12 protein-coding genes are annotated in these 21621 nt (G+C 28.3%); all 12 read right to left on the bottom strand.

Annotated elements, in window-relative coordinates:
* Positions 1–83: 83 nt before the first annotated feature.
* Positions 84–1664 carry an alpha-glucoside-specific PTS transporter subunit IIBC gene (locus NG901_RS00895; RefSeq protein ID WP_252211767.1) on the bottom strand — a complete coding sequence of 527 codons (1581 nt, stop codon included), beginning with the start codon at positions 1662–1664 and terminating at the stop codon, positions 84–86.
* A 366-nt stretch (positions 1665–2030) separates the two neighbouring features.
* On the bottom strand, positions 2031–6080 hold the full coding sequence (locus tag NG901_RS00890) for an InlB B-repeat-containing protein (RefSeq protein ID WP_252211766.1): 4050 nt from the start codon (positions 6078–6080) through the stop codon (positions 2031–2033).
* A 97-nt stretch (positions 6081–6177) separates the two neighbouring features.
* Positions 6178–6729: a hypothetical protein gene (locus tag NG901_RS00885; RefSeq protein ID WP_252211765.1), complete on the bottom strand. Its 552-nt coding sequence runs from the start codon at positions 6727–6729 to the stop codon at positions 6178–6180.
* A gap of 215 nt (positions 6730–6944) precedes the next feature.
* Positions 6945–9032: a GGDEF domain-containing protein gene (locus NG901_RS00880; RefSeq protein WP_252211764.1), complete on the bottom strand. Its 2088-nt coding sequence runs from the start codon at positions 9030–9032 to the stop codon at positions 6945–6947.
* A 231-nt stretch (positions 9033–9263) separates the two neighbouring features.
* Complete coding sequence (locus NG901_RS00875; protein ID WP_252211763.1) at positions 9264–10691, bottom strand: cadherin-like beta sandwich domain-containing protein; 1428 nt, start codon at positions 10689–10691, stop codon at positions 9264–9266.
* Between the two features lie 396 nt (positions 10692–11087).
* A complete protein-coding gene (locus tag NG901_RS00870; RefSeq protein ID WP_252211762.1) occupies positions 11088–12335 on the bottom strand; it encodes a cadherin-like beta sandwich domain-containing protein in 1248 nt (415 codons plus the stop codon).
* A 148-nt stretch (positions 12336–12483) separates the two neighbouring features.
* On the bottom strand, positions 12484–13812 hold the full coding sequence (locus NG901_RS00865) for a cadherin-like beta sandwich domain-containing protein (RefSeq protein WP_252211761.1): 1329 nt from the start codon (positions 13810–13812) through the stop codon (positions 12484–12486).
* Between the two features lie 221 nt (positions 13813–14033).
* Complete coding sequence (locus NG901_RS00860; protein WP_252211760.1) at positions 14034–14948, bottom strand: N-acetylmuramoyl-L-alanine amidase family protein; 915 nt, start codon at positions 14946–14948, stop codon at positions 14034–14036.
* A 144-nt stretch (positions 14949–15092) separates the two neighbouring features.
* On the bottom strand, positions 15093–16580 hold the full coding sequence (locus NG901_RS00855; RefSeq protein WP_252211759.1) for an N-acetylmuramoyl-L-alanine amidase family protein: 1488 nt from the start codon (positions 16578–16580) through the stop codon (positions 15093–15095).
* 298 nt (positions 16581–16878) lie between these two features.
* On the bottom strand, positions 16879–18591 hold the full coding sequence (locus NG901_RS00850; protein ID WP_252211758.1) for a methyl-accepting chemotaxis protein: 1713 nt from the start codon (positions 18589–18591) through the stop codon (positions 16879–16881).
* 269 nt (positions 18592–18860) lie between these two features.
* Positions 18861–19178: a hypothetical protein gene (locus tag NG901_RS00845; protein WP_252211757.1), complete on the bottom strand. Its 318-nt coding sequence runs from the start codon at positions 19176–19178 to the stop codon at positions 18861–18863.
* Between the two features lie 325 nt (positions 19179–19503).
* Positions 19504–21249 carry an N-acetylmuramoyl-L-alanine amidase family protein gene (locus NG901_RS00840; protein ID WP_252211756.1) on the bottom strand — a complete coding sequence of 582 codons (1746 nt, stop codon included), beginning with the start codon at positions 21247–21249 and terminating at the stop codon, positions 19504–19506.
* Between the last annotated feature and the right edge of the window lie 372 nt (positions 21250–21621).

Below are 21621 nucleotides of genomic sequence, written 5' to 3'. Positions count from 1 at the left end.
GGTTAATCATATATTTAGCTTTTTAAACTTGGGTATGTTTTAAGTAAATATTAAAACATACCCTTAAAATATTGTCTTAAATTTTATAGTAATGATTCAAATCTTTGTCTAACTTGTGGTACTGATAACCCTACTATAACTTGGATTGCTTTTCCTTTGTTAACTAAACCATGTGCTCCAGCTTCTACAAACACGCTACTATCTTTTACTAAACTTGGATCTTTTACTGTAATTCTAAGTCTAGTTGCACAATTAGTTACATCTTCAATATTATCTTTTCCACCTAATGCTTCTAAAAATGCCTTTGCTTTAACATCTCTAGCATCTTCTCCTTCATTTGCCTTTTCTTGATTCTTTTTAGCTTTATAATCAGCTTTTCTATATAATTTATCTTCTTTTCCATCTTCACTATCTGTACGTCCTAAAGTTTTGAAATCAAACTTAAGTATTAAAAATCTAAACACAAAGAAGTAAATTGCTGTAAATATTAATCCTATTACTATTTGAGTTATATAAGTTCCTGTATGGTATTTAAATAATGGAAGCCAGTTTTGAACTACCCAATCTATTAATCCGCCTCCAAAGTTACCTGTTACTCCAAATGCAAATGATGTTGCTGATAATGTTGCTGCTAATGTTGCATGTACCAAGAATAATACTGGTGCAACAAATAAGAATGTAAATTCAAGCGGTTCAGTAATTCCTGCAAATATTGCTGTTAATGTTGCTGGTATTAAAAGTCCAGCTACTATCTTTTTCTTTTCTGGTTTTGCTGTTGAATACATTGCTGCTGCTATACCTGTGCAACCAAAAACTTTTGATAATCCATGTAAAGCAAATCCACCTTCTGGGAACATTTCTTTTAATGTATGTGCTAAAGTTGAGAAATCTTGTATATGTGCTGGCCAATAAGCTGCGATTCCTTCATTAACAACTGCTGGACCAAATATAAATGGTGTATAGATAAAATGATGTAATCCAGTTGGGATTAATATACGTTCTAAGAATGTATAAATCCAAACTCCAAATACTCCTGAAACTTTTAAGAAGCCTTGCATTGAATTAATTCCACTTTGGATAATTGGCCATATGAAACATAATGCTAATGCAACTGGGATCATTAAGAAGAATCCTATTATGCATACAAATGATGATCCTTTAAATACACCTAGCCATTCTGGTAATTCTGTATCAAAATATTTATCATGAATAAATACTGTAATTGCTGAAATTAGTATTGCTCCAACCATTCCTAAATCTAATGTTTTTATGTTTGCAATCATTGCCAATCCACTTATTCCACCAACTTCTAGTGAATAATCTACACCAAATGTTGGTCCCCATATTTTAAGCATTGCTGCCATAAAATAATTGAAAGTTATGTATATAACTAGTGATTCTAAACAAGCACGTGCATTGTTTTTCTTTGCTAGTCCTATAGGAAGTCCGATTACAAATAATAATGGTAATTGTCTAAATACAGTCCAGCATCCTTCTTCTATTATGTACCAAATGTTGTACCACATACTGCCTGGTGTTGCTATTGAACCCATTAAATCTGGATTTTTGAATAATATTGATAGTGCTACCATTATTCCTGAAAATGAAAATAATAATACCGGTGTAAACATAGCCCCACCAAAGCGTTGAATTTTCTGCATCATAACGTTTTCCTCCTCATCATTTTTCTTTTGCTGTATTGCTTTGTTGTGTTTATATTATCACCCTAAGATTACGTTTACAATAGAATCAAACCATGTAGTTCCTTTTCACATACATAGGTACTTAGTATGATTTTTGTGAAATTTCACACCCTGTAAATATTTAAAGATAAAGTGTCTGCACTGCGCTTTATTAGTTGAAAATTTAGATGTTAGAGTTAAAAGTCACGGTATTCTATAAGCTATTCTCAAATTTAATATTTTTATAATTTTCTACACAAAAAAGATAGATATCATTTATAATATCTATCTTTTTTTGTGTATTATTCTTTATTGTAAAAATTTAATAAATTTCTCATTTTTAATTATTTAAGGCTTTGTTGCAGAACTTGTTGAGTTTACTTGTTTAATTATTTCTTGTAATTTAACTTTATTAATACTATCAGTTGTTAATTTTGCTATTGCTTCTTTATAAGAAGATAAATTTGTTTCAACTAATTCAGTTAATCCCGCTTCTTCTAATTTTGAAATAGTTAATGAATCTTTTTTATTATTTGAAACATAACCTTTTATTGTTTCAATAACACTATTTTCTGATGGCTTAACTTCACATGTAATATCTATTGGTGATGAAACATTATTAATTGAATACTTAAATTCATTTCCTAAACTTGTACCTGAAATATTATTTGTATTCTTCCATGAATAAGTTATCTCTTCATTGTTACTACTACTAGCTGTAATTTTAAATAACATTTCCTTACCATCTTTAGATATTACAGATGCTCCATTAGATATTGTTTTTCCATCATAAGTTGATAAAATACTAGCCTTTATTGATGGTGAAGCCTCAACATTGAATTTTACAGTATAATAATTTATTGTATGTGTCTTACTAGATCCACTTACTACTATTGTTTCTCCAGTATCAGATCCATTTATTAATATTTTATACGTTCCATCTGGTACAGATACTTTAAATCCAGTTGAAGTTTCTATTGCTGATTTTGATACCAGCCCCTCTAATTTAACACTTGTAATTCCAGCTTTCATCTTTCCATCTAGATTTATTTTTATTTCAGCTTCCTGTAAAACTGCTGATTTTAAAGCAATTTTAACATCCTCTAACATTTTAATTTCATTATTTATATTAGTTGTAAGAGTGCTTATATTAGAATTAGTGCTATTAGGAATTGATGATGATTCTACTTTTATTGCATTATTAATAGCGCTTTCATATTTATTCCAAATAATACTTTCATAAGTATCTTTATCACTTATTAATTTTAATGTTTTTCTGTCTTTTCCATCACTATACTCATTATTTATTGCATCTGTTAATTTCTGCTTTAATTCATCAAATTCCTTAACAGACAATTGAATAGTTAGTGCATCATTAAATGCTTTTTTAATTCTGGCTTTTCCACTTTCATCTACTGCAAAAGCACTTATTTTTCCTGCATTATAAACAGCTTTTGCAACTTCTATTTTGTATTTATCATCACTTAAATTGCCATATCCATCAAAATTTAATTCAAGATAATCTTTATTATTTTCAAGTTCTGTTCTTGTATTAGTAAATGTATCATCATATTCATCATTAAGCCTAGCTAAATTAATTGCATCTATTGCTCCCTTTAATTTTGGATCTATATTTTTAATATATATTCTATCAGAAGTTTTAGATATTCCATTAACAGTAACTTTTACTTTATAGATTCCTGTACTTACATCAGTAAATTTGCCTTCTGCATATCCACTGCCTAACTCTACATCATTAATAGTTTTCTTAACACTCTCATTAAGATTAATTAATTCTAACAATTCTATAGTGGCTTTATTGCTTTCACTATTGATAATTCTTGATTTAAATGATATATTTCCTGAATCATCAGGAATTGCAATTAAATTATCTATAAGTATATCACTAGGAGTAATTTCACACTTAACATTAATTTTGTTTTCAAGCTTGTCTTCTCCATAAGTTGAAATTTTAGATACTTCATTACTTGCTGCATCTTTCCATAAATACTTAAAGCTATTTGTAACATCACTAATACCCTTAACTCTTATGACCAATTCTTTTCCACCAAGTAATATATCTCCTGATTTAATATCTTGTCCATCATATTTAGCACTGATAACTTCACCACTAATAGAATCTGATCCTACTATAGAATAACTTACAGTATAATAATACAATTTAACATCATCCTCTGGTTTATCAGTTACACTTACTATTTTCCCTGTATCTCTGCCATCAACTAAAACTTTATACTCACCGCTAGTTACAGCTACTTTTCTTGCACCATTTTTTGCAAAATCTGTTTTTATAGGAGTTGAACTTCCCTTTTGTAAACTTACATCACCTTCAAATTCACTCCAAATATTTTCTTCTGCTTTTCCATCTCTATAAAGAGTTATTGTTACTAAGTACGCACCTACTAAATTTTCATGTGACCTACTTAATGTCTTTATTGCATTTTCTATACTAGCAATGTATCCACTTGTAAGAGAATTTTTAGCTTGTTCCATAGCAGATTTATAATTTGTCCAACTTAATGATGTAAATTTATCTGAATTTAATTTACCACTGTCTTCTTCATCTTGATATTTAGCTATTAATTCTTTTAATTCCTTTTGCTTAACTTCTAACGCTTCTTTTTGTATTTCCGAATCTTCTTTTTCTTTCTTCAATCTAGCTTGTTCAGTGACAGCTCTATCAAACATTCTAGCAATACCCATTGCTTCATTCTCAAGTTCTTTTTTATTCACATTAGTAAGGTTATTAATATCAATATTTCCTGATATATAATTATTAGAATTTAAATCATCATAAATTGATTTTGCAACTTCTAATTGATAAGTTTGCTCTTTATCAGGCTTAGATGACAAATTTAGCTCATTATACTTATTGTATTGAGATTCATTTACACCAATTGATACCATACAACTTGTAGTTAATTGATTTTTAATAGATAATATCTTTTCCTCTTCATTAGTTCCAGCTTTTGAGGCACTATTTATTTTTTCAACTGCCTCACCTAACTTCATATCAAATTTCTTTACATAAGCATTAAAATCCTTGGTTACTGGAGTAGAATTCCCTTTAGATATAGTCGCTGTTAATTTAACTACTTCTGTTCCAGCACCGTTTATTCTATTTACTTTACCTGTAGTAGCATCTATTATATTTGAATCTGATGACTTCCAAGTAATAACGCTACCGTGTGATCCCTTTGTAGGTAAACTTAAATCATCTGTTACTAAACTTATATCTTGTAATCTAAGTTCATTCATATCTTTTATAACATCACTACTCGCTACTTCGTCCTTTGATAATATAATAAACTCAGATGAATTAGAATTTACTTTTCCAACTGTTACCTTTGCATAATATGTTCCTTTTTCAATGCCTGTGAATGTGAATTTTATATAACCACTTCCACCTATGTTAAGATTTTGAGTTTTCTTAACCTCATCAGTCTTTTTGTCTATTAAATCAATGGTTGCCTCAGTTAATCCAGCATAATTAGTTGCCTTTGCACTTACTTTAACATTACCAATATCCGATTCATTCTCACCTACAGTTACTTGTACATTATTTACAATTACAGAATTACTATTTGAAGAAGATGAATCTCCTGAACTAGAATTATCAGATGAGCCTTCTTTAATCCATTTTGCATATACTTTCATATTAGATCTTATTTTAGTATCTTCTGTAAACTCCTTATCAAAGTCATCATCTTTATACCAACCATCAAATTTATAACCATCCTTTGTAGGTTCCTTTGGTAAGTCTATAGTTTTTCCTGATTTTATATTAGTTATAGCAGAAACGCTACTTCCACCATCAGTATTAAAAGTAACTTTATATCTAACTTTTATTGTTTCAACATCCTTAAAAATTTCATCTTCTGAATCAGAATCACTTGATGAATTTTCTGAATTAGAATATGCTGGCTTAGATCCATATGGTAATAAATTATTTCCATTATCAAAAGTCTTAATAGGCACTGGAATTTTATCTCCTATTGCATAACCTTGATTATTGAACTTATAACTTTGACCATTTATAGATACATTTCCTTTTTGCATAATACCTCTATCATCAAATGCATAAATTTTGCCATCTATTTCAACTATTCCATTTTGCATTACACCGTTAGAATCAGCATAATACCAATAGCCCCAATCATTTATCCAACCAGTCCTCATTACTCCGCTATAATCAAAATAATACCAATTTCCATTTATATTTTTCCAGCCAATTGCATTATGTCCATTTTCCATCCAATTCCAATTTCCTAAATAATCTTTTGTCCACGTTGCCGATGCCTTAATAGGTATAAATGTTATTATAGTAGTTGCTGTCAATACTGATGCCAATACCTTTCTCAAAAGCACATTTTTCATTATTATCCTCCATCTTGTAAACTTTCTTTCTAAAATATTACTATTTAATATTTAAATTACTAAATAGTAATATTTTATAATATAATCATAACAAACTTTACTTGTGATTTGAAGGACATCCTAACAAAAATCCCACACAGCCACAAACAATATCTCTTAATTGAGATATTATGGGAATATCCGGATTAGAAACTTGTATGAAATCTCTTACTAAAAGTAATAGTATCATAGAAGCTAATCCAATTATGAAAACAATAATAATTTGTTCTTCACTTGCACGGTTCTGCTTATTTTCACCATCTAAATGTTCATTATTATTATTTATAATTAACTTCTTATTATCATTCAAATAAGCTTTATTACTGTTTTTATTCTCTAAATAGCATTTATTACTTTCTTTTTCATCTAAAATTTCTTTTTTATTTTTCACAAAATTTGAACTTATAAAATATCCGAATATAGATGCAATAGTAGTCCTTACTATTATATCTATTGCATTTACTGTCTCTTCAGAATTTATTCCATTACCACCTATAAATAGATCAAATGTTACATGAATAAATATAATTATCATAAATATAATTAAACATTTATCTCCTAAACATATTTTACTTAATATTTTCTTTAAATATGAAAATCTCTCTTTCAAAATTAAGCACCTCAATTAAAAAGAACTACTTTTTAATTTTATATTATGAAAAAAAAATCACAAATGATATAACTATCTTACTTATTGCCAATATTATTAACTCAACACTATACTAAAACATAACATAATTTCAAAGCAAAAATTTATGAGCTGTTATACTTAATCTTTAATAAGAAAATTAAGTATAACAGCTCATAAAAAAATAATTTTTTAATTTATCCTGAATATTCAATTGCCATATTTCTGCCTAAAGATTTTGCCATATATAGTGCTTTATCTGCCTTTTTTACACCTTCAAAAAAATCAAATTCATCTTTATTGAATTCATAAACACCAAGACTTAATGTAACACGATTATGTTTTTTACTAGTTAAATAATAATATTTATAATTTTCTACACTCTTCCTAATTCTATCCGCAATTTTTTTAGCTTCTTCTAAATTTATATTTGGTAATAATACCAAAAATTCTTCTCCACCATATCTTCCTAAAGAGTCCGTATTTCTAATTTCACTTTTTATTATTGCACTAACATCTCTTAAAACAATATCACCTATATCATGACCATAGTTATCATTGATTTTTTTGAAATAATCAACATCAATCATTATTATAGAAAACTTATCTTTTGTTTCCAGTCTATTATTTAAAATGTCCTCTCCTTGAGTTAATATAACATTTCTATTAAGCATTCCTGTTAATGAATCATACTTTGCAAAATGCTCAACTGCATTAAATATTTTACCATTTTGAAGTGCAATGGCTATATAAGATGACAAGATTTTTAGTTCATTTAACTCATTTCTTGTATACGCATTTTTTCTATAACTTTGAACACTTATAACACCTATGGATTTATTTTTAATAATTATAGGAATATATAGTATTGAGTAAGGAACTTTCTTGTATTTATTAACATTAAATTTTCTTACATACTTAATATGTTCATTTTCAATATTGTTAATTAAAATTTCTTTTTTACTTTTAAAACAGTACACGCCAAAACTATTTTTATCGTCAAGAGAAATAGAACATAAATTTTTAACGTCACCATTTTCTATAAACAATTTATATTCTAATATACTTTTTTCTTCATCAAATAAAGCAATTCCAAATATATCAGTATCAATTAGCTTTTTAACCTCAATATAAATAGTATATAGTAATTTATCTATATCTAATATGGAAATTATTTCTTTTCCTAATTCTGAAATACGCTCTATCTTATTATATAATTCTCTATATACATTTGCTTTCTCTTCTAAATTCCTATATTTAAAAATGCTAAACCAGCTACTGCTGTGTAAATCATATACCCTTTTTTCATACTTATCATACTCTTTCATTGCTTCAAATGCTTCTTTATATTTTCCTAACTTTTCATAGATACTACTTAATTCTTTATAAACCTGTGATTTTAAAGTAATAAAATTTGTTTCTTCTAATAAATTAAGACATTCTAAAAATTTTTTTTCTGCTAAAATATAATTTTCATTATATAAATTGCACTGTCCCCATCTTATTAATATTTTTGCTCTTAAATAATTATCATCTTGTTTAAGAATTTCTAATGATTCTTCAAATAATTTTATTGCTTCACATTCTTCATTCTTTCTATATAAAATATCTGCAATTATAGATAATAATTCTACCTTATACATTTTAGTCTTATTCTTTTCTATAATTTTTAATGCAAATGTCGAATAATTAAATGCTCTTTCTAAGTCATTTATAGACAGTGAACATTCTGCTAAAATCGTACACATTAATATTTCATGTTTAAAATTAAATTCACTTTTATATGCTTTAAGCTTTTTGAGTGTGTTAATAGCTTCATCATAATTATACGAGTCAACATATGCATATGATATATTAAGTAGTAATACTATAGATAATTTCTTATTTCCTAACTTTCTTGCAATGTCAGCTCCTCTTAATGCATTAATTATAGCTAAATCAAATTGCCCTATTTTTAAATAGTCAACAAGTAGTGCATTACATGTTACACTAACACCCTCTAGTTCTTTAATTTTTTCAAAATATTCTTTTGACATTAAATGCAATTTTATTGCCTTTTCAAAATTACATTCAAGCTGTTCACACCATCCAATATATATTAAGCACCAATGCTCTGCTAATTCATAGTTAAGCTTTCTTGAAATATCTAAAAGATACTCCATAACACTTTTTACATAATGCGGATCATATTCAATGTTATGAACTGCAAATGCTCTAAAGTATTTCATATAATTTTCATTATTCATAAACTTCTTAATGTGTTCTTGTAATTCAGGAAACTTCATAAACAGTTAACCTCCATGTCAAATCATTAAGTCAATAAAAAAATCGATAAAGCCACTATGGAGCTGTCGATTTTTTTACGCATCTGCCTTTTCGAACGTATGTGAAAAAACTTGGCAGGCGACTAAATTATTTTTTTATTCTTTAGATGACATTTCTTCAACTTTAACCAAAATTATAATTTAAGTTATCCACTGATTTCAATATATTATAATTGCTAAAGAATAAAAAAATCAGTTAAAATTTGCTGAACCATCTTTATTGAAATTATAAGTATATCCATCTATAGTTTTAGTAGTTGTATTCATTGTTCCATCTTCATTAAAATAATAGTACTTATTATCTTTATATAGCCAACCTGTTCTCATGGTACCAATATAATTTATATAATACCAATTGCTCCTATAAAATAACCATTCTCCATTTTTCATACTTCCATTAGCATTAAAATAGTACCATTCATTTTCATTATTAAACCATCCTACTGCCATTTTTCCATCATCTTTTAAAAAGTATCTATTTTTATTATATGTTATCCAACCAGTAATCATTTCACCATTGGCATTTAAAACATACCAATTACCTTTATCACAAATCCAACCTGTTTGCATAGCTCCAATTGAATCTAGAAAATACCACTTATCTTTATATGGTATCCAACCTGTTTTCATTATTCCATCATAATCAAAATAATACCACTCATTGTCCTCTAAAAGCCAGCCTGTTTGTCTTTCACCATTAATCTCTGCATAATACCAATTATTATCCACGCAAAGCCAGCCTGTCCTCATATTTCCCCTTTTATTAAAGTAAAAATAGTTATTATACTTTGTATCAAAAAACCATTTATCTTTTATAGGCTCTCCTAATGAGTCATTATATCTCCATCTACCATTTACCATTACCCATTGATTAGGTTTTATAACTGAATTTATAGAATTAGATACATCAGGAGATATAGGAATACCTACATACATATCTAAATTATATTCCTTAAATCTATTTGTTTCAGGATCAGTAACTTTAATTTTAATTTCATATTTCCCAATTCCACTAAATCTTATTCTAATAAGATTAGGATAATCAAGTTCAGTCCCATTAACAACTACCTTATAATTTTTATCCTTTGTTATAGCTTTAAGAACAACTTTAGATGTATCATCATCAACTTCAATATTATAAGAATTCTTGTCCTTCTTAAAACCAATATTACTTGAATCAATACTTATATCATCTAATAAATAGTTGCATTCATTCCCACCCCTATAAATATACAGAGTGTATGTAGCTGTTGTAGCACTATTATTATCCTTAACTTCTATTTCAATTTTATTTTTTCCAATTTCTAAGGGTACTAATTTTCTATATTTATCATCACTTGTTATAACTTCTCCATTAATTTTAACTGTATCATTATAATCTTCAGGTCTAGCTCTAACTACTATTTCTTCAAGTGATTTATCAACATCTAAAATATAAGAATACTTTTTCCTAGAAAAATCAATAGAGCATCTGTCACTTAAATATATATTATCTAAATACACCCTACTAGCTGCGTATGCTTTTTTATTAATTAAATTAAAATATTTTGACGGCTCAAATACTGAAAATATACCAATTACCAAAAATGCCATAATAATATTTCTAAAAAATTTCTTCAAAATTATCTCACCATCTCTCTAAATACTTTAGTACTATTAATTTTACCATTTTAAACATTGATAGTAAATTAACATTAGCTTAAGATAATATTAAGGTTTAAAAATTAAGTTGTGTTTTAAAGTCCACTCTTCCTTTTTCTCTCTCTAATAACAACGATATAATTGAAAATTTAATATAATTATAACATATTTTTTCCAGCATTCAATAGATTTTAAAAATATGTGTTTATAATTTTACATTTTTAACAAAAACTTTACATAAATTTTAAATATTAATTAAATTATATTCTAAAAGTAACGTAATAAAAAATGCCCTAGAGAAAATTTCATATCTCTAAAGCATTTTTAACTTAGGCTATGTTTTAAAACATAGTCTTAACTTAAAATAAGATTATATTATCTTACCCAAGCACCGCTTGATGCTAATCTATACCCATTAACAGTTGTATTTCTAAGCATTTTTCCTGATCCATCACAGTAATACCAATCACCACTCCAATCAGATTTTATCCATCCTGTTCTCATAGCACCTGATGAATTTAAGCAATACCATTGTCCATTTATATAAGACCATCCTGTTTGCATTTGACCACTATATTGATTTAAATAGTACCAATTACCATTACTACTAAACCAACCTTTTTTTGTTGTTCCATCAGCTTGGAAATAATACCATGCATTAGTGTTTCTATCTATGAACCATGCATTCTTGATAGGATTTCCTAATGAATCATTGTACATTAACTGTCCATTAACTGTTATCCATTGGTTTGGTCTAGCAGTTACATTTGTGTTATTATTTGAGTTTGAGTTATTCTTATTTTCTTCTTTGTCTTCATCTTTATCAGAAGATGATCCTCTATTGATGATTAATGTATATATTCTTTCATTTTTATCATCATCTTTAACTCTTATTTTAAATTCATTCTTACCTTTTTTTAAAGTGACTTTCTTTTCATAATCATCATCATCATCAACTGTATCTCCATCGATTTTTACTTTATATTCATCCTCATCTGGTTCAGCTACAATCTTAACTGATGTTTTACTTTCTTTAACATCTACAGTATAAGTAGTTTTGCTTTCCTTTAATTTAACATCTTTATCATCTACTTCAAGATTTTTTAAATAGATATCATCATAATCGTCATCATCATCATCATCATCGTCATCTTTGTCTCTATTACGTAATACTGTTATCTTATAAGTTTCTTTAAGTGTTTTCTTATTTCCATTTTCAACATTTCCATTTTCATATACTTTTACAGAAACCTTAGTTGAAGATGAGCTAAGTGAAATTTTACCATCATCAGCTTCTTTAGAACCTCTATATACTTCATATGAATATCCAGACTTAACATCTGCACTTACATAAACTTTATTTTTAGATTTAGCATTAACATAATAATCTGTTTTTCCGGCATCAAAGTCAACCTTTTTCTTACACTTCTTCTTATCATATAAGCTATAATCATCATCACCTTCTGATTTACCAATGTTTATATCAGTTATCATATCAGAATTTTTACTTGTAGATGCATGAGCTTCTGTTGTAAATAAGTTTGTATATTTTACAGGACCAACTGTTGCAAAGGTCGCTACAGCAAGTAATGATCCTATTGTTCTTTTCAATATTTTATTCATTTTACCATTCCTCCCTTATATGTTGTATATTTTACCATGACAATGACGACAAGTAAATTAATTTAAGCTTAAGATATTCTTAATTCTTTTGTCATAACTTATACTCATTAATAATACATCAAAAAGGTTAATTTTGGGTACTTTTTTATTATCTTCCTATCCAAGCCCCATCTGCACCTAATACATATCCATTCATTGTAACATTAGAAAGCATCTTTCCTGATGAACTAAAATAATAATACTTTCCATTATCTACAATCCAACCATTGCTCTTCATTACGCCAGTATTTCTGTTAATAAAGTACCAATTTGATCCATCTTGTAGCCACCCTGTATGCATTGATCCATTGTTATTTAAATAGTACCAATCATTTCCACAAAGTACCCATCCTGTTCTCATAGCTCCATTTTCGTCTAGATAATACCATGAGTCTCCGTCTCTTAACCAACCTATTTTCATATATCCATTTTGATCTAAGTAATACCATTTTCCTGAAGATCTATCACTGTACCATCTATTCTTAATAGCATTTCCATTTGAGTCATTATATTGCCAAACTCCATTAGCACTTACCCATTGATCACATTTTTTATCAGTATTGCCTGGTGTACTTGGCTTAACTGTATTAGAATTATTGTTTGTATTATTATTTGTATTTTGATTATTAGAAGTAGATGTTCCTCCTCGAGTTATATTTAAAGTGTATGTTCTCTTGTTATCATCATCATCTTCTATATTTATCTTAATAGTATTTTTTCCTTTTTTAAGGTCAACTTCTTTTTTATATTTGTCTCCATCATCGACTGTATCTTCATCAATTTCAACAGTATAATCATCATCTTCTGGTACAGCCTTAATCTTGATAGAATCTACTGATTCAGCAACATTTATATCATAAGAAGTCTTTTTCTTATTAAAACTTATATCTCCATTACTTAAAGTTATATCCTTTAAATAGATCTTATCTGAAGCATTGTCATCATCAGAGTCAGATCCATTTTTTACATATATCTTATAAGTTCTTACTACATTTTCTTCAACATCATCATCTTCAAACTCTCCATTTTCATATATTCTTACATAAAGAGTTGTTGTTCCAGATCCCACTTCTATCTCTTCCTCAAGATCATGTGGTGTATCTTTATTTCCTTTAAATACATGCGCTTCATAGTCACTATCAATATCAGCATTAATATTTACAGAATCTGTGCTACCTGAAATTTTAACGTAATATGTCTTTGTATTAAATTTAAAATCTACTTCATCAGAATCCTTACAACTTGAAGAACTATAAAGTTGTAATTTTTTTGAGCTTGAACCCTTGTATACAGCAAGATCATCAAACTCATCTTTACTTATGCTACTTGATGCATATGCATTTACCATACCTAAATTAATATATTTTGCTGGAGCAATAGTTGTAAATGCACTTACTACAAGAGTAGCTGCAATTATGTGTTTTAATCTTTTATTCATAATTCAATCCCCCTAATATCTTTCCAAAATTATCCTTTTGGACTATTATACCAAAAAAAATGGTGACAGTCACCATTTACCTATCGGTGACTGTCACCATTTTCAATTTAATTCAGCTAAAACCTGTAAATCCAATGCATTACAGATTCACCTCTGCCCAAAGGTGACTGTCACCACTTCAAAAAAGTGACTGTCACCAACATACCTGTCACCAACATAAATTAGATCAATTCGCCAGAAGGTAAAAAATAATACCAATTTCCATTATCTAATACTCTTTCATTCATCATTTTCCCTAATAAATTAAAATAATACCATTGTCCATCAATACTTCTCCAGCCAGTAACCATTTCTCCATTTGAATCAAAATAATACCATTTATCTCCTTTATTTAGCCATCCCGTCACCATATTTCCATAAGAATCTAAAAAATACCACTTATCCTTAGATGTGTCATGGATCCACTCATCTTTAAGTGGATTACCAATGTAATTATTATATTGCCATAGTCCATTTACCATAACCCATTGATTTCTCTTTGTATTATTTAAAACTTTATTATCAAATTTACTTAATAAATTATTTTCATTTTTTACTTCATCATCTTTATATTGTTCTAAATTCCATGATGACTCATCACTAATTTCATTTGATGAATTTTTATTATCTTCTAAAGATTTCTTAACTGTTATTCTATATTCTTTTTTAACATTTTTATCATCATCTGCATCTGATTTTGATTCATAAGTTTTTACATAAATCTTTGTTATTCCATCAGATAATAAAATATCTTTTCCTTTATAGTTCTTTTTTCCATCATTCTTATATATGGAGTAATCTGTAGCATTAGTAGAAGCATTTATTCTAATTGAATCAACATTACTATCCACTTTAACGCAATAATTTGCTTTAGATTTTTTATTAAAATTAGTCTTTTTCCATTCACTATCTAATAAATCAATTTCATCTCCACTTTTAGTTTCAAATACACCTAGTTTTTTAAGTAAATACTCATCATTATGTGTAGATGCATAAACCTTTTCATTATTAAAAACTCTATAATTTACTGGTGATACTGAAGAAAATGCCCCAATAATAAGTGTCATTGTGATAATTCTCTTTAATTTTTTATTCATATTCTATCGCCCTCTCCTATAATGTACATCTATAGCAATTTTTCCATAATAAGCTTATATATTAATACATTATACAATAAATAGTTATAAATTCATAATTATTTTTCAATCAATAAAAGGTGGCTGTCGCCAGCCACCTAAATTTTATGATTGTAAACTTCCATCTGAATTAAAGTGATATTTTGTTCCATCTATATATCTTGAACTTGTAATCATTTCTCCATTTAAATTGAAGTAATACCAATTTCCATTTACTGATACCCATTCATTCTTTTTCATTTTTCCACTTTCATCTAAATAAAACCATTTATTTTTATGGGATACCCATCCTGTTTGCATTGCTCCAGTAGAATCTGAATAATACCAACTGCCTTCATTTCTAAACCAACCTGAATACATTTTACCAGTTGATTTAAAGCAATACCATTTTCCATTAATACATTCCCAATCAGTTGCTGCTACTCCACTGTCTTTTAAATAGTACCATTCTTGATCATCATATATCCACTTTGATTTTTCTATATATCCAGTAGTTTCATTAAAGTAATATCTCTCATCTCTATTTACAGAATACCATCCTTTAGCTACCGTTCCATCAGCTTTTAAGTAACATGAATTTGCTCCATCTTGAGCCCACTGAGATTTTCTCACTTCACCTTTTTCATCAAGACAATATATTTTATCTCCATCTTTTATCCATTGACTATAAAGTTGATATCCTTTTTTAGGTGAGAAATAGCATCTCTTTCCGTCAACAATTTGCCAGCCTGTTTCCATAGCTCCATCAATTCTGTTGAAATAATAATTCTTTCCTTTTATTTCATGAACGCCTCTATACTTAATACCATCTTCATCATAGTAATAAACATATCCGTCATGCTTGTCCCAACCTTCATCTTTGTTTATTTTATCAAAGAAGTCATCAGTACTATCATCTAAATCATCAAATAAATCAGTTATAGAATTTGAAATTTTATCCACAGAATCAGCAACATCATCTAAAGCTCCAGTAATAGTGCTGCTAATATTTCCTATTATTCCTTTAATTTTATTTATCAATTCATTTACAACAGTAGTATCTAAGTTTGTTGCATCTACATATATAGGAGGTTCTTTAGATTGTATTAACAATGCCTCTACTCCTCCTCCAACAACAAACCCTTTTCCGATAATTGTTTGTCCATCGCTTCCTATTGCTGCATATTTGTATATAGGAATACTTTTACATGCACTTTGTAATACTGGTACAAGTTGTGTAAGTATTTTTTGAGTAATAGCTTTAACCGTATCATCATATTTGGGATCACCCGGTTTTAACCCCATTGTTTCAACAATTTGTTTTGCCTTCTTTTCAGCAATTGGAGTTGCTATTTTAGTTGCTTCACTAGTAGTTAATGTTATATTTAAAGTTTTTACTGGTTCCGGAATTACTTTAACTGCTAAACATCCTAAATACTCTTTTTTTAGCTCCTCTTGTAATACACCTATTATTTCTTGCTCTGTAGGCATTCCTTCCTTTGTTGTCGCTGCATAAGCAGTAACATTTCCTTTAAACATATCTCTAGGCGCTATTGCTACCATGGAAGTTGCAATAAGCACTAAAGCCATCACTTTCTTAATTCTTTTTATCATCGTTCTTCCCCCTTGATAATCCTAAAATAAAAAAATTCACTATAATAAATTCTATTTCTATGTACTTTATTTATTTATTATACCACTTATACTCAGCGGTTCAAATACAAAATTGACCAATATTCATTTGGAAAAAATTACACCCCAGGGGTATCCATTGACCCCTGGGGTGTAATTTTTTCCAATTATTCTTAAATTTTGGTTCTATTTTAAATGTGTATTGATATATGCAATAGGTAAAGTTGCATTGTAATTGGACTTTGCTTATGCATATATCAGCACTCTGCTAAAACAGAGCCTAAATTTTAAACTTTTGTACCATTTCAGTAAGTCTTTGAGCTAATTCTGCTTGACCTTGTGCAGCCAATGCTATCTCATTTGTAGCTCTTGTGTTCTCATTAACACTTTCTTTAATTAAGTCCACTCTTTCATTTGAATTTTGAGCTATTGTATCCATGTTTTGAATTGCCCTGCTCACATCCCCTATTGTAGAAGCTACATTTTGTGACATAGATGAAATTTCTTCTGACATTTTACTTACAAAATCAGAATCATTATAATATTGATGTCCTGCTTCACCATATGCATCAAATTGTTCTTGTATATCATCATGAATGAATTTAAGTATATCTGTACCAGTATTAATACTTATTTTAAATGCTTTATTAACTTCAATAATTGTATCTTGTATCCCAGTCACTGCTAATGATGATTGTTCTGCAAGCTTTCTAACTTCTTCTGCAACAACTGCAAAACCTTTTCCAGCTTCTCCAGCTCTAGCTGCTTCTATTGCTGCATTTAATGCAAGCAAATTAGTTTGACTTGCTATATTAGATATTGTATCTGCCATATCTCTTATATTATCAACTACTTTACCATCTTCAATAGCTTTCATCATTTTCTTTTCTTGTTCACTGTATAACTTTTCAGTATTTTCAATAGCTATTTTACTATTATTTTGAACTACTAAAGCTTTTTCCTTAAATTCATTAGCATTATTACTTCCTTGTACTGCTTTAGAAGAAAGCTGAGTAATACTTAAATCTACTTCTTCTACAGCTGAAGTCACTTCTTGTGATGTTGCACTTGTTTCATGCATTCCATTTGCAATCTCATTTACAGCTTCATTTATATGCATTGCATTTGCTGATAACTCTTCGACTGTCGCTGAAAGTTCTTCACTAGCTGAACTTATGTCTTGAGAATCATCCATTATATTTTTCACTAATTCTCTTATATTTTCTTGCACTTTATTTAAAGCATTAGCAGCTTTTCCAAATTCATTAGTTGTTCCAATATCAAGTGATGTTGAAAAATCATATAGAGCTAACCTTTCTGCAAAATTTATCATTTTGTCTAATAACTTAGATATACTAAGTGATGAGCTTAATGCAAGTGTAATTGCAATTAAAATTGATATTATAGTTATAACATCAATGAATAATTTGGCTTTAATAAAAGTATTTTTATTATTCTCATTAGCTGTTTTAGCGATATTCTGATTTATCTCTACAAGTTCATTAAGACTTTTAGTCATTTCTTGTTGTATAGGTTGTATGTCTAAATATTTTTTTTCAGCACCTTCAAAGTTACCCTCATAAATATAACTAACTAAACTTTCTCTTTCTATCCTATATTTCTCTAAACCTTGTTTAAATTTATTAAATGCTTGTCTTTCTTTGTCTGAAATATTTAATTCTTCATATTCTTTTATGTATGTAGTATTTTCTTCAACTTTTTCATTTATTTCTGTTTTAGCATTTTCAAACATATTTTTATGATCTTCATGCATTTCAAGCAATATTTTTCCATTTATTGTTTCTAAGTTTGCCTTTATCGATAAGATTTTTTGCATTGCTTGTAAATCAACATTATACATTTCCTTTACATTATTATTTGTATTTATTAATGCTTCTCTTCCAACTAAACCAATTAATATTACAATCATTGCCATAAACAAAAATGATCCTATTAATTTAGTTTTTACTTTTAAATTTTTATAAAAGTCCATTTCACTCTTCCTCTCTAATTTTGTATTTTATCAATTGCTATATTATGTAAAAAATTTTAATTATTTAATCACTATCTATTTCGTAAGGAACTTTAAATTCTTTATATAAATATTAATACATTAATTCAGTAATTATTTTCACCAAATTAATAAATTATTTTTTTATTATACTATACTGTCTATATAATTCCAAAACATTCCCCTTAATTATCCTTATTATTTATTAAGTAACAAAAAAAAAGCCACTAAGGCTTTTTTTTAATATATTTTTATGAAATAAGTTTTCCATCTTCAGAAAAAGTATATACTTTCTTTTCAATAATAACTTTTCCTTTTTGTATTAAACCGTTTTTATTTGCATAATATAAAATTCCACAATCATCAATCCATCCAATTTGCATTATACCTCTTGAATTTGTAAAGTATTCGCTTTCACCATCTTTAATCCAACCAGTTTGCATCTCTCCATCATCATTTAGATAATACCATGCATGTCCATCTTGAACCCAGCCTGTTTTCATAAAACCTTCATTAAAAAAATACCATTTTCCTTTTAAATTCTTCCAACCACTATAGTCTAATTCCATCAGTACATCCCCCTGTTACTCTAAAATACAGTATTCTAGAAATTATCCACAGACTTAAGATTTTTATAATCTCCTAAAGAAGAACAAAATCGACAAGGCGACTTTAGAGCCGTCGATTTTTTTAGCCATGCACCCTTTCCAAACGCAGTGAAGGAATAATGGTGCGGCATATGATTATTTTTTATTCTTTAGAGATACTTATCATATCTTTAAAACATGCTATTCTAGAAATTATCCACAGACTTAAGATTTTTATAATCTCCTAAAGAATAAAAAAAGGATGAGATAACCCCATCCTTTTTCATTTAAGATAATAATCTAATAATTATCTTATCCAAGCTCCGTTAGCTCCTAATTTGTATCCATCTACAGTTGTATTAGAAAGCATTTTTCCTGAAGCATTTAAGAAGTACCAAGTTCCGTTATCATTTAACCAACCTGTTTTCATTGCTCCTGAAGCTTGTAAGTAGTACCAAGTTCCGTTGTCATTTAACCAACCAGTTTTCATTGCTCCTGATCCTTGCATAAAGTACCAAGTACCATTAACGTTTTGCCATCCAGTTAACATAGCTCCTGAAGCATTAGTGTAGTACCAAGTTCCATTATCGTTGATCCAACCAGTTTGCATGATTCCAGCTGCATTTAAGAAGTACCAAGTTCCGTTGTTATTTAACCAACCAGTTGCCTTAGTTCCATCTTCTTTTACGAATGTCCAAGTTCCATCTGAGTTTTTAACCCATCCAGTAGTTACTTCTGGCTTTTCAACTTCTCCTGAGTCTTTGTTTCCAACTACTGAGTAAACTTCATCTTTTTCATTCCAAACAACCATGTTGTCTTTGTTATAAACTGACATTTCACTCATTGATCCGTCTACTTTGTAAACTTTGTCCCAATCTTCTTCATTATCAAATTTATAAACAAATCCACTTTCTAATAACCACATGTTACCGTCAACGTCGATATCAAAAGCTGTTCCTTCTTCTGCATCTACATCTTCAATTTCAGTATAAGTATATCCTCTTTCAGTAGAGAATTTAACTGTTTTAGCTTCAACTTTTACTTTATTAGCAGTTGTAGTTGTTTTGTAAGCTACTAATTTTCCATCAACAACGTTGAATGACATATCAGCTAATTGAGCAGTTGCATCTACACCATCTTTATCTGTTATAGCATAGTTAGCTACTGTTTTAGCATATTTAGCTCCATCTATAGTATCAGAAGCTTGTGCTTTTGATATTTTTTGGATAACTTTAAATTGTACTTTACCATCTACTGGTGTTACTGTAACATTATTTATTGATTTTATTGTATCAGTTCCAGCTTCTACTGTTATAGTTGCTGTTCTGTAGATATTATCAGAGTCTTGTCCAATTACTTTTGAATCAGTAATTTTCGCAGATACTTTTTGTCCATCTGTAATTGATTTTTCAGTATCTTCAGTGTTGTTTAAAGTAACTGATTTTGCGCTTGATCCAGTTGTAACTTCAACTTTAATTTTTCCTAAGTTGTAGTCAGCATCTATATAGTTTCCTTTAACGTCTGTATAAACATTGTTTCCGTCATATTTAACGCCATACCAAGAATCAGCAAATTTAGTACCTTCAAGTAAAGTGAAATCTGAAGCATTCTTTAACTCATCATGTTCAGTTGTATATCTGTCATCCGCTTTATCTTTAATTTGTTTTCTTAAGCTTACTGCTAAATCATCTAAAGTATTTTCTTTTAAATCTTCATCTATAACTTTACCAGTTTCTAAATCGATGTAGTAATCTCCACCTTCAACTGAAAGATATTTGTTAGCGTATACTCCATCAACATCTACTCCAGTATCAAGGTTTTCTAATTCTGAGTACTTTCCATCATTTAAGTAGTAAGCAGCATCAGTATCTCCATCTTTAACGTTACCATCAACGAAGAACTTTCCATCTTTAAATGCTACTGCATTATAGATTGTACCATCTTTTGATTCTATTCTTTGGTAGTCAGCAGCGCTAACCCCTGTTGGAACTATTGAAGCAACAGCAGTTGCAGCAACTAAAAGAGCTGTTAATTTGTTCATTCTTTTTATCATACTTTTTTCTCTCCTTGTTCTTTTATCCTTTGTAATACTTAACTTTAATAAAAGCTTTATCTTTTGTAATTATGGCTTTACCATATAAAAAAACAATTCATATTATTAGTAATCATTACATAATATAATTCCTTAATAAGTGGTTTTTTATATCTCATATGCCATAGTTTTATTTTAACACCTTTCGACTTTATTGGAAATAGTTTTTATAAATTTTATTACTAGATTATATTTCCTATAAAAGAATTTAAAACTATTGGATATTACAAAATCCATTTTTATTCTCAAAATTTTGTACATATTCATTTTAATGAGATTAAAAGCTTGTCTTTTTTCAATTTTATTCTTTTATTTCATATTATTACATAAATG

Source organism: Clostridium sp. CMCC3677 (assembly GCF_023845585.1).
GTDB lineage: Bacteria > Bacillota > Clostridia > Clostridiales > Clostridiaceae > Clostridium > Clostridium aquiflavi.
Note: the sequence above shows the minus strand (reverse complement) of the source record. Positions and strands in the feature narration are given on the sequence as shown.